We start from the raw sequence: 23086 nt of genomic DNA, 5'->3' as shown, positions 1-23086 counted from the left end.
GGAGGGATGTCATGGGAGCCGCTATCGATGACGGCTCCCGACAGGTCTTGCCGGTTATGGTGTGCGTAACCGTAACACTTAACGCCAGAACGGCTTGTGCAGTTCTTCGTAACGCTGGGCTTCAGTGATACCGGCGTCGGCCAGCATACGGGCATCCAGGCGGGCCAGCTCGTTGCGGCTGACGATACGACGATGCCAGACCGACAGCGCTGTCAGAACGCGCAACACCAGCGAAGTATCGGATTTAGAAGCGTTTGAAGCGGTAAATGAGTTGGAACGTAGGGTGTGTTCCATGATGCTTTCCTTCCTGCTTATGACAGGTAGCTAACTATTTAAGATGCGCACATTGTCGTGCCGCGGAAGTGTTACCGCCATAAACAGTCAGGAAGAATTGTGCAGGAGCAGAAGCGAGAAAATGGTAACTGTTATGGTCCAAATTGGGTCAATCTGTAACGCAACGCACCATAAATGGGCATTTCTGCGTTACCGATGGAAACAAGACCTGCGTTTTCATAACAGCATGGCGCGTTTGGCGCCGAGAGATAATCCTTTTTTACCCAAGCGTCGCAGAAATGTCTACCTTTTTGCCGCTTCGTCTCAGAAAAAAGCCCTGAAACGGTGCGTAGCTCTTTCTGACAAAACTTGCCACTATGCCGAGAGCAACAGAACAGATCAGGTAGTCTCTCACGGTATAAATTAGACGTGCCGGCGTTACAAAAAGGGAGTAGCTATTAATTAAGAAACCAGGAAGGGGAGACCGGTAACGAGCCCTCGTTACCGGTCCTGGAGGATCAACGGCTTTGCGAGGCCGTCATCAGGGTAGCGTTGCTACGATCCCTGGCGCCTAGCCAGGAACCGATGGCAACCACAACCAAGGCCAGCAGGCCGGTGGCCAGGATTTCCATGCGGTGCGCTTCTGTCATTAGCATGATACCCAGCGCCATGATGATGAAGCCGATCACCAACCAGGTCAGCCAAGGGAACAACCACATGCGGCACTCGATGGGCTGACCACTTGCGTTCAGCTTGCGACGCATGCGCAGCTGCGACACGGCAATCACCAGATAAACCAGCAGGGCCACTGCACCGGAGGTTGCCAATAGGAAGCTGAACACGGCCTCTGGCATGGTGAAGTTGGCGATCGTCGTTGCAAAGCCCACAGCAGTGCTTGCCAGAACGGCGGCACGCGGCACGCCGCCGGCAGCCGTCCGGCCAAAGGCAGCCGGTGCATCACCCCGGCGGCTCAGGGAGAACAGCATGCGCGATGCCGTATAAAGCGCCGAGTTCAGGCAGCTCGCCACCGCGACCAGCACCACCAGATCAACGATCAGCTTGGCGTGGGGAATAGACAGAAATTCCAGCGCACGCTGGTAGGAGCCTACTACCGGAAGCTGTGGGTCCTGCCAGGGCACGATGGAGATGACCAGGAAGATCGAGACGATATAGAACAGACCGATACGCCAGATGACCGAGTTGGTCGCCTTGCCGATCTGCTTGGAAGGGTTTTTCGACTCGGCCGCAGCAATGGTTACGATCTCGGTGCCCATGAAGCTGAACATGGTGGTCAGCAGTGCCCCGATAACGGCATTGAAGCCGTTGGGCATGAAGCCGCCATGGGCAGCCATCAGCGTACCCAGGCCGCTGACTTCGCGCCCTGGCAGTGCTCCGACCATGGCCACTGCACCCAATACGATGAATGCGATGATCGCGAGTACCTTGAGCAGCGCGAACCAGAATTCAAACTCACCATACTTGGCGACGCTGAAGAGGTTGGTCACCGTCAGAAAGGCTGTAATCGCCAGCGCGAACTGCCAAGTGGCAATTGCCGGAAACCAGGCATTGAGGATGGCCGCAGCCGCCACTGCTTCGAGCGGAATCACCAATACCCAGAACCACCAGTACAACCAGCCAATGGTAAAGCCGGCCCAGCGTCCGATAGCCTGATGGGCATAGGATGAAAAGGAGCCGGTATCTGGCGAGGCCACGGCCATCTCACCAAGCATTCGCATCACCAGCACCACAAGGGTTCCAGCCAAGGCATAGGCCAGCAGCACGGCAGGCCCTGCCGCGGCAATGGCATGACCTGAGCCCACAAAGAGCCCGGCACCGATAACACCGGCAATGGAAAGCATGGTGACGTGGCGCGGTTTCAGCGCCGGGGAAAGGGAGGTTCCATCCGAAGAAGACTGTTTCGTTATTGTCATAATAGTGCCTGTCACTTGCTGAAATGATTTAGCGCAAGGCTAAGTAACCCTGCCATATCAGCGATACTTGGACGGCTTTTCAACTCTATAAACGACGTTTCCCTGGCTCTAGCGAGGAATCAGTCACAAAAATGTCGCATATATGACTTATTCAACAGGCCTGCGACACCATGAAGCATTGCCTTCAGGTGCAACCCGAGCAACGTGGCAGGTTCTAATGAAGCACCGTCCATGAAACGTCGCCATGAATCCGCTTCCTGCCCATACGGCTATTGATCATCGCCTGCAGGCCATGCACGAACAGGGTTTCGTCTTGCTGCATGGCGTGCTGAGTCCCGCTCTGGTCGACGAAGTCCGCGCGGCCATTGATCAGCTGGAGGCCATCCACTGGGACTACACCGGTCTCGTTGACCATTACAAATGCGTTTTCAATCGCGATCCCGTATGGCTGCCTTACCTGGATCTGCCCGGCGTGATCGAACTGGCCGAAGCGTCCCTAGGCGAAGATTGCCATATCATTGGGCAGACAGCCTGGCGCTGCCACCCCGGCTTTATCGGCGCAGACCTGCACGTGGATTACCTGGCGATGACACTGCCCCGGTCCCTGCTGGCAGACCCGACATTTGAACTGCCCATACAGATCTGTACCGCCCAGGTCTATCTGGATGAGATCACCGAGGACCTGTGCCCGACGCTGGTCATTCCAGGCAGCCACCGTGCAGGTCGTAAACCACTGGAAGGCGAGACAAACTGGCAAGGCCGGGAGGCGCAGCCGGTGCTCTGCCAGCCGGGCGACGTGCTGTTTCTGCGCAGCGAGCTGTGGCATGCCGGCAGCCGCAACCGCACCCGTGACCGGACCCGCTATCTTCTCCAGATTCATTATGGCCGGCGCATGGTGGCTCAGAAGTTCTCACCTTACCTCGCCTGGCAGTTCAATCCGGCGGTGCTGGATGCCTGTACGCCCCGACAGCGACGTCTGCTCGGCGAGCATGAACCGGCAGAATACGACTGAGTTGACGCCGAAATATTCTGTTACACGAATCGTTGATGTGCTTTTGACCGATTTTTGACCTGCTCCCCTGCACCTTAGGGCCTCTGAAGTGCCATCCATGCGCTCAGCTTTCTCTCCCCCATCGAGCCCTTGAGCAGGGAACAACAATGAACAAACTTCCACAGATTACCCTTGCATTCTGGGTCATGAAAATCTGCGCCACGACATTGGGCGAGACGGCCGGTGACCTGCTGTCAATGACCCTGGATATAGGCTATGCCTTGAGTTCCCTGATTCTGATCAGTGCGTTTTTGGTCACCTTGATTGCTCAGCTATCAGTCAAACGCTACATCCCCCCGCTGTACTGGGCGGTGATCCTGTCTACCAGCACGGCAGGCACGACCATTTCCGACTTTATGGATCGAGCCCTGGGGCTGGGCTACGCCACCGGTTCGGCCGTGCTGATCATGATCCTAATCGCAATTTTCGTGCTGTGGCGCCTGAGCGGTCCATCGTTCTCGGTCGACAGGATCCATACCTTCAAAGCCGAGCTGTTCTACTGGGTTACGATTCTGTTCTCTAACACGCTGGGTACCGCCCTGGGTGACTACTTGGCCGACGACTCGGGCCTGGGTTTTGCGGGGGGAGCGCTGCTGATTGGCAGCATTATCGGTGTGATCGTACTGGCCCACTTTTTCACACGCCTCTCGACCATTCTGCTGTTCTGGATGGCGTTTATTCTCACCCGTCCGTTTGGCGCCACGCTGGGCGACTTCCTGACCAAGGCGCATGACAAGGGTGGGCTGGATTTGGGTACGGTCGGCTCCTCTGCCATCCTGGGCGCCATTCTGGTGATACTCGTGATCGGTGCCTGCGTGGCGCAAAACCTTCGTGCGCGTCAGAACGCTTTACCGGCTGCCCTTTAGCCCGGCGCGCCTCGAGTCTGCACAAAGGTTCGAGGCTTGCTGGTTCACGCTTTTGCGATATCGCCCCGTGGACGAGGAGTAGAAGCGACCAATGACCGGTCCCACCTGTATCGTGATGTATCGCCGACCGGAGCCTTTTCATGTTGTTATCTGCCTACCGCACTTGCGCTCGCCTGTTGATCGGCGCCTTGTTTCTACTGGGTCTTGCAGCCTGTAGCACCCTGGGCCAGCGGGATCCGTTGCGAATTGCCGTGGCAGGCATCGAGCCGCTGCCAGGACAAGGGCTGGAAATGCGCTTCAATGTGAAGCTGCGTGTGCAGAACCCAAACGATACAGCCATCGACTACAACGGCCTGGCGCTAGATATGGACATCAACGGCCAGCCGCTGGCCAGCGGTGTCAGCAGCCAGAGTGGCAGCGTACCTCGGTATGGCGAGACGGTACTGACCGTTCCGGTTACCGTCTCGGCTTTCTCGGCTGTACGCCAGTTCTGGGGCTTTGCCGAGCATACCCCTACCAAAAGCGTGCCCTATACCATCCACGGCAAGCTGGCAGGGGGTCTTTTGGGAACAGTACGGTTCAAGGACAAGGGCGAGTTGACGCTGCCTGAATCGACAGGGGCCGGCACCTGGTAGGTATAGATGGCTCCACCGGAGCGGTTGCTGGGAAACGGGTCGGTCAAGACCAGACCGGCCTCGCCACAAACGAAACGGAACCAGGTTCCGTCGCTGGATACTGGGAGTTGTCGCTCTGCCAGACCGCGGCTAGGCTCAGGCTCTTCTTCAAGGCGAGCCGTACCGATGAACATCGATACAGAGTCTGGCGCTGCAGTCTATTCTCCCTTGACCCTGGCCCTGTATGACGTCTGGGTGCTGGGAATTTCCAACCGCTTTGCCTGGCAATGCGGTACACGGGATGTTCTATTACCGTTCTTCAAGCGCCATGTCGGTACGCAGCATCTGGACGTTGGCGTGGGGACAGGCTTTTATCTGGCAAAGGCAGATCTGCCAGACACCGCTGATATCACGCTGATGGACCTCAATACCAGCAGCCTTGCTGCTGCCAAGCGCAGGGTGAGCCGCGTGTCGACACGAACCGTGCGGCATGACGTCATGCAGCCCTGGCCTGTGCCCGCTCAGTTCGATTCCATCTCGCTTTTCTATCTGTTGCATTGCCTTCCAGGCACCCTGACCGACAAGGTTCGCGTCTTTGCCAACCTGAAGCCGCACCTGAAACCTGAAGGCGTCTTGTTTGGGGCAACCATCCTGGGGGACCGAGCCGGGCATAACGGGTTTGGACGCACACTGATGAATGTCTATAACCGCAAGGGCATCTTTTCCAACCGTCATGACGACGTGCCAGGATTGAAGCACGCCTTAGGCACTCATTTCGAGCAGGTAAATATCACTGTAGAAGGCAAGGTGGCGTTGTTTACCGCTCGCCGCCCCGTCAGCTGACAGGCCTTACGAGGCGGCCTCAGCAGATGGATGCTCATGGCGCTCGGCCGCCGGACTGTGGTCGAAGTAACGTTTGTACTCGCGGCTGAACTGGGACGCACTCTGGTAGCCAACCTGGAGCGCTACCTGGGAGACGTTGAACCGCTGAGCCACGAGCAGTTGCTGTGCCTTGATAAGCCGCAGCCGCTTCAGGTACTGCACAGGTGACACCAGGGTGCTGCGTTTGAAGTGCTCATGAAACGCCGACGTGCTCATATTAGCGCAGCGGGCCAGCTGATCGACGTTCAGCGGCTCGGCGTAGTGATGATGCAGATACGTCAACGAGGCCGCGATCCGGGCAAACTGCCCCCGCTGCTCGACCAGTGCTTTCAGTGCTCCGCCCTGCGGCCCTCGCAGCGCCACGAACAAGACCTCGCGCAGGCGCATCGCGCCCAAGATCCGGCATTCCAGCGGATCGTGCAGGCACCGCAGCAGTCGCTCCACCGCCTCCCGCATGGCGGTGTCGAGTGGGGAAGACACCATGGACTCTGGCGTCTGCACACGGGCCGGCTGAACCTCTTCCGGTCCCATCGCCAGCACCAGCTCGCCCAATACGCTTCGGTCAATGCCAATGGACACTCCCAGTAAGGGGGCCTCAGGTGTTGCGAACGTCTCACACTCGAACGGCACGGGCAGCGCCTGGACGAGGTAATGGCCGGCACCGTATTCCAGGGTTCGCTCGCCGAGATAGGCCAGCTTGCTGCCTTGCGCCACCACCATCAGGCTGGGCTCGTAGATCTGAGGCGATCGCGACACATTGCTGCGCGCCGTCACGATTCGAACCTGCTCCATAGGCGTTGGCAAAAACCCTTCGCGCGTGGCAAGTGGCTGGACCAGGGAAACCAGGGTGGCATTGGCATCGAGATGGCGGGTCAGCTGCATGGAAACGGCATCGGCAAGAGAAACAGGCATTACCATAATCGTAAAAACAGAAAGGTAAAGAGCCTATAACACCTACATGCTGGAGAAATAGGCATAAGCTCAGGAGGAATCGTCATGACCTGTCCTCGCCGATTCCTCACAATAGGCCTCCCCCCTTTTCGATGAGTCTGATGCGGCGCCTGCCATCGCCCAACGGTGATGTGCGTTGCCTATGCCAGGCAGTCGCCAGATTCGAAGCGCTATCCTTTGTCTTGTGAGGCTCTATATGACCAAAGCATTCGGCTATGCCGCCCTGTCACCTACCACCCCTCTTGTCCCGCACACCTTTGTGCGCCGTGCTCCGCGCAACGACGATGTAGCCATTGAGATCCTGTATTGCGGTGTATGCCACTCCGATATCCATCAGGCCCGTAACGAATGGGGAATTGCGGTGTATCCGCTGATGCCCGGCCACGAAATCGTAGGCAAGGTGACCGCCGTGGGCGCCGATGTCAGCCGCTACAAGGTGGGCGATCTGGTTGGTGTAGGCTGTATGGTCGACTCCTGCCGTCATTGCGAAGCATGCCAGAAGGATCTTGAGCAGTACTGCCTGGAAGGCCCCACCATGACCTACGCTTCCCCGGATCGCGTGGATGGCAGCAATACCATGGGTGGCTACTCCGACAGCATCGTGGTCAGCGATCGCTTCGTTGTCAGCATTCCTGAAAAGCTGGATCTGGCTTCCGCAGCACCCATCCTGTGCGCCGGTATCACCACCTATTCGCCGCTCAAGCACTACGGTGTAAAGGCAGGCGACAAGGTAGGCGTGCTGGGCATGGGTGGCCTGGGCCACATGGGCATCAAGTTCGCCAAGGCCATGGGCGCGGAAGTCACCGTGTTTACCCGTTCGCTATCCAAGGTGGATGAGGCCAAGCGTCAGGGTGCGGACCATGTAATCGTTTCTACCGACGAGGCCCAGATGAAGGCCGCAGCCGGTCGTTTCGACTTCCTGCTCGACACCATTCCGGTGCAGCATGACCTGAACCCCTACCTCGAAACCCTGCGCTTTGACGGTGTGCATATCCTGGTCGGTCTGATCGAACCTATCGAGCCCGCCCTTCATGCAGGCAACCTGGTCATGAAGCGCCGCGTCATTGCCGGCTCGCTCATTGGCGGAATGGCGGAAACCCAGGAAGTACTGGATTTCTGCGCCGAGCATGGCATTACCTGCGATATCGAGATGCTGGATATCCGCAACATCAACGACGCCTACGAACGCATGATCAAGGGCGACGTGAAATACCGCTTCGTCATCGACATGGCGACACTGAAGGCGGCACAGGCCTGATGCTGAGGCGGGGCAGCTCAGGCTGCTCCGCTACTGCTCAAACCTTAATCGCGCAATCCGCTTTCACACCTGCCAATTCAGCCTACACTCTAGGCACGTCTTCTGATGCAGAACACGCATGCCTACAACAATACGCACACTGACTTTCACCGCGCTGGCCATGCTGGCCTTTGCGGGCAACTCCCTGCTTTGCCGTCTGGCGCTCAAGCACGCTGAAATCGACCCGGCCAGTTTTACAACGCTACGCATTTTTTCAGGCGCACTCGTGCTGTGGCTTCTACTACGCCAGCAGAACGGCAAACCGGCCGGCAACTGGCCTTCGGCAATCTATCTCTTTATCTATGCGGCGGCCTTTTCCTTTGCCTATACGCACCTGGAAGCAGGTACGGGTGCACTGCTGCTCTTTGGGGCAGTGCAGGTCACCATGATCAGCCTCGGGCTGTTACGTGGCGAGCGGCTGAACCGTTGGGCGACAACAGGGCTGCTCCTTGCGCTGGGTGGGCTGGTCGTCCTGCTCCTACCCGGCGCGACCGCGCCTTCGTTGACGGGTGCACTGTTGATGCTGACATCTGGCGTAGCCTGGGGGCTCTACTCCCTCAAGGGCCGAGGGGTTACCAGCCCGCTGGCCGCTACGGCAGGCAACTTCCTGCTGGCGTCTGTTCCGGCGCTGCTCATCAGCCTGGCCTCGATTGCCTATAGCCATTCGGATCTAATGGGAGTGCTCTACGCCGTACTCTCGGGTGCCGTTACCTCGGGAGTGGGATATGCGCTCTGGTATACCGCCCTGCGAGGGCTGGGCTCATTGCAAGCCGCTACGGTACAGCTCAGCGTACCGGTACTGACGGCCCTGGCCGGCGCGCTGCTGTTGGGCGAAGCCCTGACGTTACGCCTTTTGCTCACCGCCCTGGCAGTGCTGGGCGGTATCGCGTTGGTGCTTAATACCCGGCAAAAGCCTTGAGCCTTTGCCGGGTAGACTTTACGAGCGCTTCATCAGCCTCAACGCCATTAGCCCCAATCCTGCAATCGCCACCGATGACACCACCGGGTGTTTGGACATTTTCACGTAATAGCTGCGCGAGCGATACGAGCAGCCCTGGTGCGTACCACGCTCATGCAGCCCATAACCCGGCTCGTACAAGGCATTGTCTTCCCGGCTACGGGAGGGCCGGTCGGCATACTGGGAGTGGTACATGATCTTGTTCATCAGCTTGTCGGTCAGCCGCGGCGACAGCGCCGACAGCCATGCCAGAACCTTGGCCTCGCTGCCCACGAACATATCCCGTTTGGGATTTTCCGCAGCGAACAAAATAGCCTCGGCCACCGCCTCCGGGGGATAGATCATGCCCCGATGTGCCGGCTGGTTGGGCATGTAGCTACGGGCGTGCTCGTTATAGGGCGTATCGATTCGCGCCGGATGCACCAGCGTGACCGAGATAGGGTACTGCTTGTGTTCCAGCTCCATGCGCAGGGCATCGGTCCAACCGTGCAGGGCATGCTTGCTGGTCGAATAGGTCGACTGGACCGGCGTTGCCCGATCACCGAAAAAGCTGCCCACATTAATGATCGCACCCGGGCCGCCGCGCTTGATGAAATAACTGGCCGCCAGACGCGAACCGTAGACGACACCCCAGAAATTAGTGTCGAACATGCGCTTCATGTCTTCGATGGTCACTTCCAGGCAATCGCCAAAAATGGAAACGCCAGCGTTATTGACCCAGGTATCGATATCGCCAAACGTCTCGATAGCCTGCTCAGCAATGCGGGAAACATCCTCTTCCTTGCCAACATCCGCCACCACATAGGCCGCCTGACCGCCCTGCTGCTGAATCTCGGCGCACAATTGCTGGAGCGCCTCTTCATTCCGCGCCGCCACAACGACCTTGGCACCGGCACGCCCAGCCATGCGGGCTGTAACCAGCCCAATGCCGCTGGACGCCCCGGTAATCACTATCACCTGTTGGCTGAGAGGCTTGAGAGGTAGCTTCGCCATGTTCATCTCCTGTCAGAAAGGTATCTATAGTCCTGACAGGAGCCTCGCAGGAGGGTTCGGCTGATTTCAAAATGCCAGACTACCGGAGCGTGTGCAGATTCAAGATGCGCTCCACTTCACTCAATGCAGACTCATCATCCATCAAAGGGATGGCCTTTATGGCCTTGCTAGATGAAACGGGTTGAGTTATCTGCTCATTAACGGTCTCGTGCAAAGAGGCATTGTCTAGCGATATGGCAAGCTTGGGTTTACTTGAAACATAGCCTTGAGGAATAAACTTCTGGTCGTGACATTGCTCCCGTAGCGCTGGATTGGCCAGGCTTTTGCAGCCTTTGCCATTGGATAGCCCACCCGCATTGCATGCAAATTTCTTATCTAGGTCCTGCACAGAGAGGCAATCAAGCGAACCAAAAGTCTTGCCTAATATGGTCACCGGCGTCTCTGCAGACGTCGTAGGGGTAATACCGACAGAGAGGACAAGACCTAGCAACCCAGCAATGCGATAACGCATCGGCACCTCCTTGCAATTTTATGTGTTATTTACCAGCTAAAGAACATAGCTGCCTAACGTGACGACAGCTGCTTTCCCATCGAAACCGACCGTATCCCGTAGCCCAGCTCCTCATACAGCCGCTGCGCGTCCTCATTGAAGGCCCACACGGTGAGGCGCATATCCACTGCACCTTTCTCCTGGGCCCATTGCTCGGCTAGAACCATCAACGTACGGCCAACGCCCTCTCCCCGGCGCGTTTCGTCCACACAGATCGAGCCTACGTGGGCATAACGCATTGGATTGAAAAAGGAATGCGTTTCACTGATGAGGTAAACGCTGATGAACCCGATCAGTTCACTGTCCTCTTGCGCCACAAAGGTTGTGGCATTCGCCGCCCCAATCGCGCGCCGCCAATTCGCCTCGTCACGTCGCACGTCTTCGGCCGACGCAAAGATCTGCGGCCAAGCCTGGTGGTGCATATCATTGAGCAGCTGCCCCAGCCTGGAAATTTCAGCGATGTCATCGGGTGTCGCTTCACGGTAGAGGGGCATTGGAGGTCTCACAATCACGTCTGATAAGGAAGCGGCCACCTCTAGAGGAGGCCATGAGGCATTATGTAGCCTCGCCATCAGCCTGCCGTGACGGCATTCTGATCTTCCTGGGTCGTCATAAGGGCAGCATCAATCGGGTCAAATGACCTATGCTGTACGTCATCACTCTTCACAACTGCAAGGAAGAAACATGAAACAGAACGGCTTTCTCCCGGCGCTGGCCTTTTCGACCATGCTGCTGACGGGAGCCGGCCTGTCCACTACGGTACAGGCACAAACCGCGCCTGGCGATGCACAGGGCAAGCCTACCGCGACAGAGACCTACGGTGACTGGTCGGTGATCTGCCGGAACGTTCCTGAAGAAGGCAAGGTTTGCGCCATGTCTCAGGTTATCAACAACAAGGATGGGCAGCGCATGCTGGCCATCGAGCTGCGTCCTGGAAAAGAGGGCTTGGGCGGATTCATGGTATTGCCCTTTGGCGTTGCCGTAACCAAAGGCGTGCGCTTGCAGGTAGACGACCAGGACACCCGCACGGTGGATTTCCATACCTGTCTGCCAGTAGGCTGCATCGCCCCACTGGACTTTGACAACAACCAGCTCAAGGCCCTGCGCAAGGGCAAGGCGCTTAATGTAACGGCGGCCATCGCCACCGGCGGCGAGGCCCACGGCCCGCTGTCACTCAAAGGCTTTACCAAGGCGGCCGAGCGCACCCGGGCGCTGATGAAATAAGCTGACCGCTCTGGAAGGAGACTGTCAAAGACAGTTTCCTTCATACTCGCGTGCTTGCCTGGCGCACGCTTACCGACCTTAGAGCCACGAGCCATGCACTCAGATAGCGTTACCGCACTCGTCACACAGCTCTTTGGCGCAGACGTACTGGTGCCCGTCGATGCACTGATCATCATGGGCAGCCCGCACCATATCGATGAGATTGCACAGGCAGCGAACATCATCATCCAGATAACCAAACCCCGCGTCATCATTCCGAGTGGTTATCAGGGCGAAGCCGAGGCCTTGGCCCATGCCTGCATCAAGCGCGGTGCCCCTGCTGAGCGTTTCGTACTAGAACAGCAGGCGCGTCACACAGAAGAAAATGTCAGGTACTCATTGGCGCTTGTAAATAACCTCCCTGGCAAACAACGCGTAGGCTATGTTTGCAAGAACTACGCAAGCCTCCGATGTCGACTTACCTTCGAGCGTTACCGCAACGGCCATGAGTGCTACGGTTTTACCGTCAATCTATTCGAAGAAGCGCTGGAAGATTTTCAGCGTAACCCTCTTTTTAAGCAAAAACTGGCTGGCGAGCTGAAAAAGGTACTCAATTATTCAGCTCGAGGCTGGATAGCCCCGATCCCGCCAAATGCAGCTTATACACGAGCAGATATCGAACAGCTCTATGGTGCGCTGGCGGCCTCCCAAGAAACTTTACCTATAGCGCTCCGCTAACGTTCAGCGTCAGCGTCAGCGAAAGCCAATAAAACCCTATATAATGTCAGGCTTTTATCGCCCACCAAGGAAGTCCAGTGAGCACATTGCCGCCCTGCCCTCAATGCAACTCCGAATTCACCTATGAAGATGGCACCCAGCTCGTTTGCCCAGAGTGCGGACACGAGTGGTCTGCCACCGAAACGGCGGAAGCCTCCGAGGGCGGTAAGGTCATCAAGGATTCAGTAGGCAATACGCTGCAGGACGGCGATACCGTAACGGTCATCAAGGATTTGAAAGTGAAAGGCTCATCCCTGGTCGTGAAGGTCGGCACCAAGGTCAAGAATATTCGTCTGGTTGAAGGCGATCACGATATCGATTGTAAGATCGACGGCATTGGTGCGATGAAGCTCAAGTCGGAATTCGTGAGAAAGGTCTGATACCTCGCTGATCCTGCCGTCCTTGGTTAGCGTGCCCTGTGAATAGACAGGGCAGCCACGCCGCATTACTGAACCGGCAGGAAGTTCATGAATAGCAGGCTTTGTGCATAACTCACCCCCAGGCGCCGATAACGCTCGTCCAGCACCTCGCTGATAAGATCGAGCCGCGCCACAATCTTGCCAAACTCCACCGCAAAGCTCAGGTTGCGTCCATCCTTGGACAACTGATTGGCCAGCAGCAAACGCTTACCCTGCAAGTCCTTGCGCTGCCCCAGCATCCAGGTTGCCTTTTCGATATTGCGGGCAGCATTGTTGATGAACTCGGCGCTGATCGTATCGGTGATATAGAACTCCATCCGACCGCCGTGGGCGGTGATCAGCATGGTGCCAATGGCATAGATGAACGCACCGGCCCGGTCGCCCTGAAACTCGGGACTCAAGGCATAGCTGAGCGCCTGGATATCCCTCAGGCCATTGAGCGAAGGCAGGTCACGGTTCTGCTCGATAGCCGTCTGGATGAGCTTTTCTGCCGCCTCGATCGTTGGCTGACCCGTCTTGCGCCACTCGGCCGGATTGCGGCGGTACAGCTTATCCAGCAGTCGATAAAGGCTGTTGAGGTTGTCACGCATCGCCAGCGTGGCCATACGATCCACATTGGTCTGGAAGAACTCGCCGGCATCAGCCGAATCATCCTTGTTCATGATGTCGGAATGGCTGAGCTGCCCGCAGCCGCCCAACGTGAAGAGCAGGGAAACCACCAGCAGCATTGTGCAGCAAGGACGGTACAGCTGTACGCGTCGGATCAGCGCAGCGAGCGGAAAAAAACAGGGAAACACAGAGATCATCGGCTTTCGTCAATTACTGCCCGGACGCTTAGTCCCGCGCAAGGTAGGCCAGTTCAGCCGGACAGTAAAAACGATGCGCTCACCTGATGCTGTGCGATACCCCTAGGAAATAAAGATCGGCCCTTAAAAGTGCTGATTCGCAAATGCTGCGTTTAATCGACGCACGGTTTTCAACTCAAACAGTTAGCAAAAAATGCCAATTACGACACAACTGAGCAAAATATGTCGCAATTAGGCAGTCCAGCAGTGGCGAAAAACCGCCAACCAGCGACATTAGTGGCGGATTACCGCCAACGCTTAGCAAAAGCTCTGCCGCCTCGTTAAGAGGGCTAGACCGATGGTACCCAAGAGACTTCCAGGCGGTGCTCTAGAGCGCCTGTCTTGAAATCATTGTGACATGGTATTGCACACCAGCGATCCCTACCGTTTCTCGGCATATTGCTTGCCCTATGATTTGTAGAGGCGAACTCTGCGTGTGCCGTCTAAGGTCGTTAATGATTAACGAATTCTGATATACATGCTGCCCTCACTGCCTCACCAATAATCACAACAAAGGAATACAGGTATGTTCAAGATGACGCTCAAGGCTCTGGCCTGCGCACTCGCGCTTGGTGCTGCCGGATTGGCTAATGCTGCAGATCCCATCGTAATCAAGTTCTCCCATGTCGTAGCCGAGCACACACCCAAAGGGCAAGGCGCCATTCTGTTCAAGAAGCTGGCGGAAGAGCGACTACCCGGCAAGGTAAAGGTCGAGGTCTATCCGAACTCGTCCCTGTTCGGCGACGGCAAGGAAATGGAAGCGCTATTGCTGGGTGATGTGCAGATCATTGCGCCGTCACTGGCCAAGTTCGAGCATTACACCAAGCAGATACAGGTATTTGACCTGCCCTTCCTGTTCAATGACATGGCCGCCGTGGACCGCTTCCAGCAGAGCCCCGCGGGGCAGAACCTGCTCAAGTCCATGGAAGACAAGAACATCACCGGGCTGGGGTACTGGCATAACGGGCTGAAGCAGCTGTCTGCCAACAAGCCTTTACGCGAACCCAAAGATGCCCGTGGATTGAAGTTCCGTGTCCAGGCGTCTGCCGTGCTTGAAGAGCAGTTCAAGGCAGTGCGCGCTAACCCGCGCAAGATGAGCTTTGCCGAGGTGTATCAGGGCCTGCAGACCGGTGTGGTCAATGGTGCTGAAAACCCTTACTCCAACATCTACAGCCAGAAGATGTATGAAGTGCAGAAGTACATCACCGAGTCCAACCACGGTCTTCTGGACTACATGCTGATCACCAATACCAAGTTCTGGAATGGTCTGCCTGCCGATGTGCGCAGCGAGCTGGACAAGATCGTTGTGGAAGTCACGGCTGAAGTGAACAAGCAGGCTGATGCCCTGAACCAGGGCGACAAGCAGCGCATCCTGGATGCCAAGACCACCGAGATCATCACCCTGACGCCTGAAGAGCGGGCCAAGTGGCGCGATGCCATGAAGCCGGTTTGGCAGAAGTTCGAAGGCGAGATCGGTGCTGACTTGATCAAGGCCGCTGACGCGTCCAACCAGATCTAAGCACACCCCTGTAGCGCAGGCGAGCCCCGTGCCGCCTGCGCAGTGACGGATGGGCGGCCCTCGGCTGGCCCATCCCACGTCTGCCCTGCTTGGCGGGAGATCAATCGATGAGCGCCCTACGACGTATCTGGGACCACTTCGAGGAAGGTTTCATTGCCTTTCTCCTGGCGGCCATGACGCTTGTGACCTTCACCTACGTAATCCTCAATAACTTCTATACGCCTTTCTATACCCTGGGCGACTACCTGGGCGGCAACGAAACGGTGCTGGCCATTGGTGACAAAATCCTCGACATGGCGCAGTCCATGACCTGGAGCAGCGCCCTGACCAAAGCCCTGTTCGCCTGGCTGATCTTTTTCGGTCTGGCCTATGGCGTGCGCACGGCAGGCCATATTGGTGTCGACGCACTGGTCAAGCTGGCCAGCAAGCCGGTCCAGCGCATCATTGGCCTGATCGCCTGTCTGTGCTGCCTGGGTTATGCGGGCCTCATCGCCGTTGCCAGCTTCGATTGGGTCCAGACTCTGCTAGGCGCCAGCATTGGCGCAGAGGACCTGGGCCATTTCGGGATCAAACAATGGCATATCACCCTGATCGTGCCGTTCGGCTATGCCATGGTATTCATTCGCTTCCTAGAAATTCTGGTCAGGATCATACGCAACCAGCAAACCGGCCTTGGGCTGGCCGACGAGGCCGCCGATGCCTTGAAACTCAAAGAGCATGAGGGAGAGAAACCATGACCGTCATCTTTCTCTTCGTCGTGCTGTTTGCACTGATGTTTATCGGCGTTCCGATTGCCGTGTCGCTGGGTCTGGCCGGCTCGGTCACCATCATGCTGTTCAGCCCCGACTCGGTTCGTTCACTGGCGATCAAGCTGTTCGAGACGTCCGAGCATTACACCCTGCTGGCGATTCCGTTCTTCCTGCTGTCTGGCGCGTTCATGACAACGGGCGGTGTGGCAAAGCGGCTGATCGATTTCGCTAACGCCTGCGTAGGTCATATTCGGGGTGGCCTAGCGATTTCGGCCGTACTGGCGTGCATGCTGTTTGCAGCCCTGTCCGGCTCGTCTCCGGCCACGGTGGCGGCGGTAGGTTCCATTGCCATTGCCGGCATGGTCCGCTCCGGCTACCCACAGGCTTTTGGTGCGGGAATCGTTTGTAATGCGGGTACCCTGGGCATTCTGATTCCGCCATCTATCGTGATGGTGGTCTATGCGGCAGCTACCGAACAGTCGGTTGGCAAACTGTTCATGGCCGGCGTGATCCCCGGTCTGCTGCTGGGCGTGGTGCTGATGGTGGCGATCTATATTGTCGCCCGAAAGATGAACCTGCCCGCCTTGCCTCGTGCGTCGCTGCGTGAGCTTCTTACCACGGGACGCAAGGCGATCTGGGGCTTGCTGTTGATGGTGATCATCCTCGGCGGGATCTATTCGGGCATGTTCACTCCGACCGAAGCCGCAGCTGTCGCCGCGGTTTATGCCGGATTCGTGGCCCTGTTCGTGTACAAGGACATGACCTTCCGCGACTGCCCAAAGGTGCTGCTGGAGTCCGGCAAGCTGAGCATCATGCTGATGTTCATTATTGCCAACGCCATGCTCTTTGCCCATGTACTGACTACGGAACAGATACCTCAGCAGATCACCGCCTGGGTGGTTGAAATGGGCCTGCAACCCTGGCAGTTCCTACTGGTTGTGAACGTTCTGCTGCTGGTAGCCGGTGCGTTCATGGAGCCGTCGGCCATCATTCTGATCCTGGCGCCGATCCTCTTCCCCATCGCCATGCAGTTGGGGATAGATCCGATCCACCTGGGCATTATCATGGTCGTAAACATGGAGATCGGCCTGATTACGCCGCCGGTAGGGCTGAACCTGTTCGTAACATCCGCCGTGACAGGCATGCCGCTGGCCAACGTCATCCGCGCGGCCATGCCGTGGCTGATGCTGCTGATCAGCTTCCTTCTGATCATCACCTACATCCCGGCGATCTCGCTGGCGTTGCCTAACTGGCTAGGCATGAGCTGATCGCTTACTGTGCCTGTCCTTGCAGCCCGGCTTTTATGCCGGGCTGTTTCATTTCGTTTAAAAGAACAGAGGCACGCGGTCAAACAGATGCAAGCGGTGAAAAAATAGCTCATCTGCCCACAACGCCTCATGCAGCAGCACGATGATCCAGAAGACAGCCTGATAGCTCACCTTGCGGGTCTTGTGGCGAAAGACCTGTTGCGCCACAAGACCACCCGGCCAACCGCCGGCCAACTCAAGTATGTGCAGGGTTTTCTCAGGGATACGCCGCTGCGCCTTCAGTGCGCTCTGCTTGTCATGCCAATAGAACAGGAAGGCCACCAGGCTTGCGCTACCATAGAGGGCCATCGGGAAGAAACTGTATCGTGTAGACAGAACATGCAAACTTCCCCAAACAGGCAACACGCAAAGTACCGCGAAGAGGACGAGCTTGACCGGCAGGTCCTGAATACCGCCATGGCGCTGTTGACGCGGACGTGGTGCCTGGGTAGACCGGGAAGCCGTTCTGGCAGGCTTGGATCGTTGTCGAATGGACGGTTTGTCCAGCGTCATACCTGCATTCAGACGGATATGCTCCGCCCGCAGACGCCCTTTGCCGTCAGGCCTCGCGACATACAGGACCTTTTCACCGGCTACCGGCCGCCGATCACCCCGTACCGCTGAAATATGAGCGAACACCTCATCCCCGCCCTGCTCCGGCCGGATGAACCCAAAGCCCTTTTCGTCATTCCAGCTCTTCAACGTCCCGCGCTGTTCCATCGTCCGCTCTGCCTGGAAAAAGCAGGCATGCTACCGGAACGACAGAAGTCAGTAACAGGGCGGACAGTGGATGGGTATTGCGTGCCCCTACCCATCCGCTTACCTCTAAGTACTTCGGAAACGCATCCTCCGCTCAACCCTTTCGGCTGTCTTACTTACCCGTTCAGCTCAGGCCTCCGGCGTCAGCAATCCGGTCAATGCCTGCGTTGCCTCGGGAATAGACAGGCGCGCTGTGTCGATTTCGCAATCAGCATCATAAGGTGGCTCATAGGGACTATCGAACCCGGTAAAATTGTGGATTCTTCCCTCCCGCGCGGCGCGGTACAGCCCCTTGGGATCACGCCGTGCACACTCCTCAAATGATGTGCTGACGTACACGCAACGAAACTGGCCCGGCTCGAACAAGGCCCGCGCGGCATCACGATCGGCCTGGAACGGTGAAATCGCCGAGACGATCACCACCAATCCCGCCTCTACCATCAGCTTCGCCACCTCGGCTATTCGCCGGATATTTTCGCTCCGCTCCGCCGCCGACATCCCCAGGTCACGGCATAGCCCATTGCGCAGGTTATCGCCGTCCAGCACGTAGGCATGCAGCCCGCGCTGGTGCAGTGCCAGATCAAGGCTGTTCGCCAGGGTAGACTTGCCCGCACCGGAAAGCCCGGTCAGCCACAGGCAACAAGGCTTTTGCCCCAACGCCTGTGCACGCGCCGAGGCGGGCAGGGTCAGATCATAAGGCCGGATACAGCTTCCCATCAGTGTCCTCACGCATAACCTAATAATTCGAAATCACGTGCATACACCCGGCGAATCAGCCGCCGTGTGCGCGCCGTACAAAAGGCATGCGCAGGCCCCGCCTCCCGCTGCCGCGACGGATTGATATGTGGCAGCGTCGCCGACAGGTCCAAGATATCCGTCAGTCGAGCGAAATCTTCCTCAAGCGACTCCTGGCGCCCAATGAAATCCATTGCTAGTCGCCCCAGGGAATCTGTCAGAAAGTCGGTCTGCGGCGCGAAGTGAATCTGCCGCCGGATGTTGTCCTCATGCAGCCACTGTGCGACGAATGTATTGAAATTGTCATAGCGCGACATCAACCGCCATGCGGAAAGATCACGCGCGATGGGCTCATTTCCCTTTAAAAAGGCAAATGCCGAATACGCTCGCTCCAGCGGATGGCGCACAAAGGTAAATTTGAAACTCTGTTCGAAGGCCTCGGGAAACTGCTGCTCATACCAATACAGCGGCAGATGCCCCGGTCGCCAGCCATCAAACAAGGCCTTGCACAGGCTGCTTCCAGCGCACTTGGGCACATGGATGAACAGGCAGCCTCGGTCGGCAAATGGTTTGGGAAAGACTACCTTCCCCGACATTACCTTGTTCACCACCTGCCGATCGACCACCGAAAGACGACCCAGCAGAAAGCTTCGCTGCGCCTTGGGAATAAGCTTCCATAGATACCGCTGCAACATACCTGTTTGTACCGCCTGAATTCTGCGCCAAGCCACCCGCAGATACGCATGGCTGATAAGGCTAAAAGGCTAGCAGAGGCCCTCGCCATTTAAGGTTTCGAGTAGGTAAAAGCCATGTAAAGGCGCTGATACAGAAGCGATCTGCCTCACGCGGCTACTTTCGTTCTGAATAGGCGTAAAAACCGCTCTACAGTAGACTTTCGGCCATTTCGCCTGCTATGCGGCTGTGTATCGCCTGGGTAAAGTCGGCACGACAGCCGGGAGGGCTGTGCTTAGATAGCTCAACAACACGACAAGGACCGGGTATGAAACAAGCACCCCTTCTTTCTGCAGCTGCACTGGCGTTGGGCCTGTTTGGCAGCGTTGCGCTGGCCGATCAGGAGCCGCCTCCCCCCGGCCAGCATGACCGTATGCCGCCGCCCGCGGCGTTTGAAGTATGCGAAGGCAAGCCTGTCGGCGCGCCAGTCATGCTTACTCTGCCTGACGGCAAGGCACTCAAAGGCGTCTGCAAGGACTTCCAAGGCCGGCTCGCCGCCATGCCTGAGCATATGCCACCGCCACCCAAAGACGGCGCCCCGCCCGGCTCTCCGCCAGACGCGCGGTAACCTCTATAAAAAACCGCCTCTAAGGGCGGTTTTTTATAGCTAATCCAGAGTGCGTCTAAGCGCCCCGACCTTTCCGGTACTTCTGAGGCAGGTGCGCCTCCAGCCAACGGCGCAGGGGGCCGATCAGAAAACGTTGAATCAACAGCCCCAGGCCAATAACTACGATCAGGTGAGGGATGAGGCTCCACAGGGGAATGGTGACCACATCGCCCAACACATCGCTGACGGCATCACTGATCGCGTCGCTAGCGGCCTCATGCGCCTGGGTAAAGAAGGCTAACAGATGCCGCGTCCACGGATCGATCAGGCTGATCATGGGTGTGTGGATGGCAAAGATGCACAGCGATGCCTCACCCAGCCGCCGGGCCAGTTGTTGCAGGGAGGCGCTTTCCGGTGCGCGGAAGGTAGCGCAGGCCAGCAGTAGCAAGCCCTGAAAAGGCGTCAGCAGACCATTGTGAACCAGATAGAACCAGCGGCGGCCGTCCTGCTGCAAGAGCCATGCCCCGATGAAAAGGCCACTCAAGCCAACGGCAATCAGGCAGTACCGGTAGCGCTCTGCCAGTTGGGCCAGAGAAGGCTCCTGCAAGGCGCGATAAAGAATGATGCCAATCAGAAACTCCGGCAGGCGGATTACCGGGTTGCGATGGATAACGCCTACGGTTACATAGTCATAGGCATGCAGCCAGGTCGCCAACAAAGGCACCAGCAGGTAAGCGCCCCATAATGCGAACCCTATCAGTATCCAGCGGCGCGCCGCCATCAGGCGTGGTGCGAGCAAGGGGAACAGGATATAGAAGAACAGCAGTGCAGAAATGGACCAGGTCGCACCGTTGAGCCAGAGAAAGCGCGGCTCCCAGGACTGAAGCAGCAGAATCTGCATTAGGATGTGAACACCCGCCATGAGCCAGGAGATGGGCAGCAATTCCTCCAGCCCCTCGCCATCCTCCAGCGACGCGTAGGGATGCTGGTTGTAATACACCGGCACACCGTCTGCCGAGGGGGCATTCATCGCCAGTACACCCAGCGCGATGGCCAACGTCATCAGGTGGATGGGATAGAGATTGCACAATCGCCGCGCGATAAAGCCGGCCTGGCTGCCCTTCATTTTGCCCTGATCATCCAGGCAGACATGCGCCAGCAGAAAGCCGGACAACAGGAAGAAAGTGCTAGTCGCGTAAAAGCCCATGCCGACGAGCTTTTGAAAAAGCCACGGTGCGTCACCGTACAGGCCGCCCAGGTGGTAGACCACCATGTAAAGGGCCATCAGAAAACGAAGCCATTCAAGGCCGTAGTAATGCTTGGTCATAGTGAAGGCGAAACGATCAAAGCAGTCATCGAACCGTCATTATGCCAACATTGGACGCCGGCTCGTTGCAGGATGTGTTAGCGCGCTGAAACACCTTGGCCACACATCGACCGCCTTCCCTGAAACATCAATTTCCGCAATGGTCGTTATCTCTGCGCTTCATTTCTAGCATCAAGCGATTGATTCGATAATGAACGTATCGAATCTTCTTGCTGAGGCAACCATGAACACGCTTATCCAACACGGTAAGGCAGCCTTACTGATCGCGCCCCTGTTACTGGCAGGCTGTGCAATCAGTGCCCCGTTTAACGCAGCCCCCGAAAGCAACACAGTTCAGGCACCGGCTAGAACCCAGGGCGGATCGCTGACCGTCAATCGCATCGAGCCCGCTGCAGGACAATACGTCCTGAGCCTCTCGACAACAGCGCAGCACCCCTCCTACTCGGATTGCAGCACTGCGCTGATCACCTCCGGCACGGACCAGTTCCAGGCCGATGTTGTGCAACGCCAGCAGTACACCAAGTCGGACTACAACGTCACGTACGACGTGACACTGAGCAACGCTCAGATGCAGCGTCTGGTAGGTAATGACACCTTGAACGTTCAGCTCTGCAATGTTCAGTACTCGGTGTCACACGCGCAGATCAATGACCTGCAAGCCAAGTTTCTGGCCGTGACCAAACCGAGTCCTCAGGCCTGAACATACCCACCGTTGCCCAGTGTTAACGGAAAAACAAAACCGCCCTTAGAGGCGGTTTTTTGTATCAGCGGAAAGGGTTATGGCTTTGCCTCTCAGAAGAGGCTGCCAGACGCACGCATGTCTCTGTGGAGGCTGGCTGAAAATCCGACAAACGAGACATAGCACACACTTTAAATTAAGCGTATGTTAGCGAAATCCTGCTCTCACGGATCGAGCCATGCCAAGCAAAGGAAGTGCGTCGCCTCAACAGAAACACCTCGCCGTCCTCATCGATGCCGATAACGCCCCGGCGGCCATTGTCGAAGGGCTGTTCGAAGAGATCGCCAAATACGGCGTCGCCAGTGTGCGGCGTATCTATGGTGACTGGACCGGCCCACAGCTGGGCAAGTGGAAGCAGGTCCTGCTCGACCATTCCATCCAGCCCATGCAGCAGTTCGCCTATACCAAGGGCAAGAACTCGACTGACAGCTCTCTCATCATCGACGCCATGGACCTGCTTTACACCCGGCGCTTCGATGGTTTCTGTCTCGTCTCCAGCGACAGCGACTTCACTCGCCTGGCCATGCGCCTGCGTGAAGAGGGTTTGACGGTCTACGGCTTTGGTGAAGAAAAGACGCCCAAGCCCTTCGTCGCCGCCTGCGACAAGTTCATCTACACCGAAATCTTGCGCGCTGATGCCGAGCCAGCCCCCGAGTCCACCCCATCCGACAAGGCGGGTACGCCAGGGCAACCCACTGGCGAAGAACCCAAACCTGCCGCAAAACCCAAACCGCAGAAAGTCCCGGTGGACTTCATCGCCAAGGTTATTGACGACCTTTCGGACGAAGACGGCTGGGCCTACCTCAGCCCACTCGGCCAGAACATCACTAAGCTCCGCCCTGCTTTTGACCCACGCCTGTACGGCTTCAAGAAACTCAGTGAACTGCTCAAGGCGCAACAACACCGCTTCGAAGTGAAAGAGCACAGGATCAATGGCGGCCGGGCGTTATATGTGCGGAATCGTCAGGGGAAGAAAGGCGACAAGTAGGCAGCAACGCTTGCCTTTTTGATGGGTATCGTATGAGCCGTCCTACAAAACGCACCGTGCCGTAGGTTCGCGTT

At 57.3% G+C, this 23086-nt stretch carries 26 protein-coding genes; 15 read left to right on the top strand and 11 right to left on the bottom strand.

Features of this window, described 5'->3' with window-relative positions:
• Window positions 1-78 precede the first annotated feature (78 nt).
• Together JQR90_RS01600 and gabP are read right to left on the bottom strand one after the other, a co-directional pair.
• Entirely contained in the window at window positions 79-294 is a 216-nt protein-coding gene (locus JQR90_RS01600) for a DUF1127 domain-containing protein (RefSeq protein ID WP_434140328.1), read from the bottom strand.
• A gap of 497 nt (window positions 295-791) precedes the next feature.
• Window positions 792-2204 carry a GABA permease gene (gene gabP / locus JQR90_RS01595; protein ID WP_150348211.1) on the bottom strand — a complete coding sequence of 471 codons (1413 nt, stop codon included), beginning with the start codon at window positions 2202-2204 and terminating at the stop codon, window positions 792-794.
• 244 nt (window positions 2205-2448) lie between these two features.
• On the opposite strand from gabP, the gene JQR90_RS01590 reads away from it, so the two are divergent.
• The 4 genes from JQR90_RS01590 to JQR90_RS01575 all read left to right on the top strand — a co-directional run bounded on the left by JQR90_RS01590 (window position 2449) and on the right by JQR90_RS01575 (window position 5578).
• Window positions 2449-3216 carry a phytanoyl-CoA dioxygenase family protein gene (locus JQR90_RS01590; RefSeq protein ID WP_434140327.1) on the top strand — a complete coding sequence of 256 codons (768 nt, stop codon included), beginning with the start codon at window positions 2449-2451 and terminating at the stop codon, window positions 3214-3216.
• Window positions 3217-3362: 146 nt separating this feature from the next.
• Complete coding sequence (locus tag JQR90_RS01585; RefSeq protein WP_434140325.1) at window positions 3363-4121, top strand: COG4705 family protein; 759 nt, start codon at window positions 3363-3365, stop codon at window positions 4119-4121.
• Between the two features lie 140 nt (window positions 4122-4261).
• On the top strand, window positions 4262-4756 hold the full coding sequence (locus JQR90_RS01580; RefSeq protein ID WP_010796655.1) for an LEA type 2 family protein: 495 nt from the start codon (window positions 4262-4264) through the stop codon (window positions 4754-4756).
• Between the two features lie 165 nt (window positions 4757-4921).
• Window positions 4922-5578 carry a class I SAM-dependent methyltransferase gene (locus JQR90_RS01575; RefSeq protein ID WP_434140324.1) on the top strand — a complete coding sequence of 219 codons (657 nt, stop codon included), beginning with the start codon at window positions 4922-4924 and terminating at the stop codon, window positions 5576-5578.
• 6 nt (window positions 5579-5584) lie between these two features.
• On the opposite strand, the gene JQR90_RS01570 is transcribed toward JQR90_RS01575, so the two are convergent.
• The gene (locus JQR90_RS01570) at window positions 5585-6499 is read right to left on the bottom strand and encodes an AraC family transcriptional regulator N-terminal domain-containing protein (protein ID WP_434140795.1); all 915 of its coding nucleotides are present in this window, start codon (window positions 6497-6499) and stop codon (window positions 5585-5587) included.
• A 265-nt stretch (window positions 6500-6764) separates the two neighbouring features.
• Here JQR90_RS01570 and JQR90_RS01565 point away from each other — a divergent pair, with 265 nt between their 5' ends.
• Window positions 6765-7826, top strand: a complete 1062-nt coding sequence (locus JQR90_RS01565) for an NAD(P)-dependent alcohol dehydrogenase (RefSeq protein WP_434140323.1) — start codon at window positions 6765-6767, stop codon at window positions 7824-7826.
• Between the two features lie 118 nt (window positions 7827-7944).
• Window positions 7945-8784, top strand: a complete 840-nt coding sequence (locus JQR90_RS01560) for a DMT family transporter (RefSeq protein WP_010796651.1) — start codon at window positions 7945-7947, stop codon at window positions 8782-8784.
• A gap of 18 nt (window positions 8785-8802) precedes the next feature.
• On the opposite strand, the gene JQR90_RS01555 is transcribed toward JQR90_RS01560, so the two are convergent.
• From JQR90_RS01555 to JQR90_RS01545, 3 genes are all read right to left on the bottom strand, one after another.
• Window positions 8803-9816, bottom strand: coding sequence for an SDR family oxidoreductase (locus JQR90_RS01555; RefSeq protein WP_010796650.1), 1014 nt, complete (start codon window positions 9814-9816; stop codon window positions 8803-8805).
• A gap of 79 nt (window positions 9817-9895) precedes the next feature.
• Window positions 9896-10327, bottom strand: a complete 432-nt coding sequence (locus JQR90_RS01550; protein ID WP_010796649.1) for a hypothetical protein — start codon at window positions 10325-10327, stop codon at window positions 9896-9898.
• Window positions 10328-10380: 53 nt separating this feature from the next.
• Complete coding sequence (locus JQR90_RS01545; protein ID WP_010796648.1) at window positions 10381-10860, bottom strand: GNAT family N-acetyltransferase; 480 nt, start codon at window positions 10858-10860, stop codon at window positions 10381-10383.
• Between the two features lie 190 nt (window positions 10861-11050).
• Between JQR90_RS01545 and JQR90_RS01540 the strand changes: the two genes are divergently transcribed.
• The 3 genes from JQR90_RS01540 to JQR90_RS01530 all read left to right on the top strand — a co-directional run bounded on the left by JQR90_RS01540 (window position 11051) and on the right by JQR90_RS01530 (window position 12726).
• Window positions 11051-11590, top strand: a complete 540-nt coding sequence (locus JQR90_RS01540) for an invasion associated locus B family protein (RefSeq protein ID WP_010796647.1) — start codon at window positions 11051-11053, stop codon at window positions 11588-11590.
• Window positions 11591-11683: 93 nt separating this feature from the next.
• The gene (locus JQR90_RS01535; RefSeq protein ID WP_010796646.1) at window positions 11684-12307 is read left to right on the top strand and encodes a YdcF family protein; all 624 of its coding nucleotides are present in this window, start codon (window positions 11684-11686) and stop codon (window positions 12305-12307) included.
• A gap of 77 nt (window positions 12308-12384) precedes the next feature.
• Window positions 12385-12726, top strand: a complete 342-nt coding sequence (locus tag JQR90_RS01530) for a zinc ribbon domain-containing protein YjdM (protein ID WP_010796645.1) — start codon at window positions 12385-12387, stop codon at window positions 12724-12726.
• 65 nt (window positions 12727-12791) lie between these two features.
• On the opposite strand, the gene JQR90_RS01525 is transcribed toward JQR90_RS01530, so the two are convergent.
• Complete coding sequence (locus tag JQR90_RS01525; RefSeq protein ID WP_083603127.1) at window positions 12792-13571, bottom strand: hypothetical protein; 780 nt, start codon at window positions 13569-13571, stop codon at window positions 12792-12794.
• Window positions 13572-14136: 565 nt separating this feature from the next.
• On the opposite strand from JQR90_RS01525, the gene dctP reads away from it, so the two are divergent.
• The 3 genes from dctP (at window position 14137) to dctM (ending at window position 17146) form a co-directional block, all read left to right on the top strand.
• The gene (dctP, locus tag JQR90_RS01520) at window positions 14137-15129 is read left to right on the top strand and encodes a C4-dicarboxylate TRAP substrate-binding protein DctP (RefSeq protein ID WP_010796643.1); all 993 of its coding nucleotides are present in this window, start codon (window positions 14137-14139) and stop codon (window positions 15127-15129) included.
• Between the two features lie 107 nt (window positions 15130-15236).
• Window positions 15237-15866 (top strand): TRAP transporter small permease, encoded by a 630-nt coding sequence (locus JQR90_RS01515; RefSeq protein ID WP_010796642.1) that lies wholly within the window; start codon window positions 15237-15239, stop codon window positions 15864-15866.
• Entirely contained in the window at window positions 15863-17146 is a 1284-nt protein-coding gene (gene dctM, locus JQR90_RS01510; RefSeq protein ID WP_434140322.1) for a C4-dicarboxylate TRAP transporter large permease protein DctM, read from the top strand. Before JQR90_RS01515 ends, dctM begins: the two co-directional genes overlap by 4 nt.
• Window positions 17147-17203: 57 nt before the next feature.
• Here the strand turns inward: dctM and JQR90_RS01505 are convergent, their stop codons facing one another.
• The 3 genes from JQR90_RS01505 to JQR90_RS01495 form a co-directional block, all read right to left on the bottom strand.
• The gene (locus JQR90_RS01505; RefSeq protein ID WP_434140321.1) at window positions 17204-17905 is read right to left on the bottom strand and encodes a DUF1294 domain-containing protein; all 702 of its coding nucleotides are present in this window, start codon (window positions 17903-17905) and stop codon (window positions 17204-17206) included.
• Between the two features lie 168 nt (window positions 17906-18073).
• Window positions 18074-18661 carry an adenylyl-sulfate kinase gene (cysC, locus tag JQR90_RS01500; protein ID WP_434140320.1) on the bottom strand — a complete coding sequence of 196 codons (588 nt, stop codon included), beginning with the start codon at window positions 18659-18661 and terminating at the stop codon, window positions 18074-18076.
• Between the two features lie 8 nt (window positions 18662-18669).
• The gene (locus JQR90_RS01495) at window positions 18670-19374 is read right to left on the bottom strand and encodes a sulfotransferase family 2 domain-containing protein (RefSeq protein ID WP_434140319.1); all 705 of its coding nucleotides are present in this window, start codon (window positions 19372-19374) and stop codon (window positions 18670-18672) included.
• A 305-nt stretch (window positions 19375-19679) separates the two neighbouring features.
• On the opposite strand from JQR90_RS01495, the gene JQR90_RS01490 reads away from it, so the two are divergent.
• Complete coding sequence (locus tag JQR90_RS01490) at window positions 19680-19979, top strand: hypothetical protein (protein ID WP_434140318.1); 300 nt, start codon at window positions 19680-19682, stop codon at window positions 19977-19979.
• Between the two features lie 55 nt (window positions 19980-20034).
• Here the strand turns inward: JQR90_RS01490 and JQR90_RS01485 are convergent, their stop codons facing one another.
• Window positions 20035-21285: an acyltransferase family protein gene (locus JQR90_RS01485; protein WP_239382290.1), complete on the bottom strand. Its 1251-nt coding sequence runs from the start codon at window positions 21283-21285 to the stop codon at window positions 20035-20037.
• Between the two features lie 223 nt (window positions 21286-21508).
• Here JQR90_RS01485 and JQR90_RS01480 point away from each other — a divergent pair, with 223 nt between their 5' ends.
• Window positions 21509-21985, top strand: coding sequence for a hypothetical protein (locus tag JQR90_RS01480; protein WP_434140317.1), 477 nt, complete (start codon window positions 21509-21511; stop codon window positions 21983-21985).
• 217 nt (window positions 21986-22202) lie between these two features.
• Window positions 22203-23012 carry an NYN domain-containing protein gene (locus JQR90_RS01475; RefSeq protein WP_434140316.1) on the top strand — a complete coding sequence of 270 codons (810 nt, stop codon included), beginning with the start codon at window positions 22203-22205 and terminating at the stop codon, window positions 23010-23012.
• Window positions 23013-23086: the final 74 nt, after the last annotated feature.

Origin of the sequence: Pseudomonas sp. JZ114 (assembly GCF_051027705.1) — a bacterium.
GTDB classification, from domain to species: Bacteria; Pseudomonadota; Gammaproteobacteria; order Pseudomonadales; family Pseudomonadaceae; genus Chryseomonas; species Chryseomonas luteola.
The sequence above is the reverse complement of the archived record's forward strand: the minus strand, read 5'-3'. Positions and strand labels throughout refer to the sequence as shown.

What these genes read in the sequence shown, in the direction of transcription:
- JQR90_RS01585 (WP_434140325.1), top strand. Translation starts at nt 3,363, where the DNA reads ATGAACAAACTTCCACAGATTACCCTTGCATTCTGGGTCATGAAAATC.
- JQR90_RS01560 (WP_010796651.1), top strand. Translation starts at nt 7,945, where the DNA reads ATGCCTACAACAATACGCACACTGACTTTCACCGCGCTGGCCATGCTG.
- JQR90_RS01495 (WP_434140319.1), bottom strand. Translation starts at nt 19,374, where the DNA reads ATGTTGCAGCGGTATCTATGGAAGCTTATTCCCAAGGCGCAGCGAAGC.
- JQR90_RS01540 (WP_010796647.1), top strand. Translation starts at nt 11,051, where the DNA reads ATGAAACAGAACGGCTTTCTCCCGGCGCTGGCCTTTTCGACCATGCTG.
- JQR90_RS01555 (WP_010796650.1), bottom strand. Translation starts at nt 9,816, where the DNA reads ATGGCGAAGCTACCTCTCAAGCCTCTCAGCCAACAGGTGATAGTGATT.
- cysC (WP_434140320.1), bottom strand. Translation starts at nt 18,661, where the DNA reads ATGGGAAGCTGTATCCGGCCTTATGATCTGACCCTGCCCGCCTCGGCG.
- JQR90_RS01490 (WP_434140318.1), top strand. Translation starts at nt 19,680, where the DNA reads ATGAAACAAGCACCCCTTCTTTCTGCAGCTGCACTGGCGTTGGGCCTG.
- JQR90_RS01600 (WP_434140328.1), bottom strand. Translation starts at nt 294, where the DNA reads ATGGAACACACCCTACGTTCCAACTCATTTACCGCTTCAAACGCTTCT.
- JQR90_RS01570 (WP_434140795.1), bottom strand. Translation starts at nt 6,499, where the DNA reads ATGCAGCTGACCCGCCATCTCGATGCCAATGCCACCCTGGTTTCCCTG.
- JQR90_RS01515 (WP_010796642.1), top strand. Translation starts at nt 15,237, where the DNA reads ATGAGCGCCCTACGACGTATCTGGGACCACTTCGAGGAAGGTTTCATT.
- JQR90_RS01525 (WP_083603127.1), bottom strand. Translation starts at nt 13,571, where the DNA reads ATGATCTCTGTGTTTCCCTGTTTTTTTCCGCTCGCTGCGCTGATCCGA.
- JQR90_RS01565 (WP_434140323.1), top strand. Translation starts at nt 6,765, where the DNA reads ATGACCAAAGCATTCGGCTATGCCGCCCTGTCACCTACCACCCCTCTT.
- JQR90_RS01550 (WP_010796649.1), bottom strand. Translation starts at nt 10,327, where the DNA reads ATGCGTTATCGCATTGCTGGGTTGCTAGGTCTTGTCCTCTCTGTCGGT.
- JQR90_RS01480 (WP_434140317.1), top strand. Translation starts at nt 21,509, where the DNA reads ATGAACACGCTTATCCAACACGGTAAGGCAGCCTTACTGATCGCGCCC.
- JQR90_RS01505 (WP_434140321.1), bottom strand. Translation starts at nt 17,905, where the DNA reads ATGGAACAGCGCGGGACGTTGAAGAGCTGGAATGACGAAAAGGGCTTT.
- gabP (WP_150348211.1), bottom strand. Translation starts at nt 2,204, where the DNA reads ATGACAATAACGAAACAGTCTTCTTCGGATGGAACCTCCCTTTCCCCG.
- JQR90_RS01485 (WP_239382290.1), bottom strand. Translation starts at nt 21,285, where the DNA reads ATGACCAAGCATTACTACGGCCTTGAATGGCTTCGTTTTCTGATGGCC.
- JQR90_RS01580 (WP_010796655.1), top strand. Translation starts at nt 4,262, where the DNA reads ATGTTGTTATCTGCCTACCGCACTTGCGCTCGCCTGTTGATCGGCGCC.
- JQR90_RS01590 (WP_434140327.1), top strand. Translation starts at nt 2,449, where the DNA reads ATGAATCCGCTTCCTGCCCATACGGCTATTGATCATCGCCTGCAGGCC.
- JQR90_RS01535 (WP_010796646.1), top strand. Translation starts at nt 11,684, where the DNA reads ATGCACTCAGATAGCGTTACCGCACTCGTCACACAGCTCTTTGGCGCA.
- JQR90_RS01545 (WP_010796648.1), bottom strand. Translation starts at nt 10,860, where the DNA reads ATGCCCCTCTACCGTGAAGCGACACCCGATGACATCGCTGAAATTTCC.
- JQR90_RS01475 (WP_434140316.1), top strand. Translation starts at nt 22,203, where the DNA reads ATGCCAAGCAAAGGAAGTGCGTCGCCTCAACAGAAACACCTCGCCGTC.
- dctP (WP_010796643.1), top strand. Translation starts at nt 14,137, where the DNA reads ATGTTCAAGATGACGCTCAAGGCTCTGGCCTGCGCACTCGCGCTTGGT.
- JQR90_RS01575 (WP_434140324.1), top strand. Translation starts at nt 4,922, where the DNA reads ATGAACATCGATACAGAGTCTGGCGCTGCAGTCTATTCTCCCTTGACC.
- dctM (WP_434140322.1), top strand. Translation starts at nt 15,863, where the DNA reads ATGACCGTCATCTTTCTCTTCGTCGTGCTGTTTGCACTGATGTTTATC.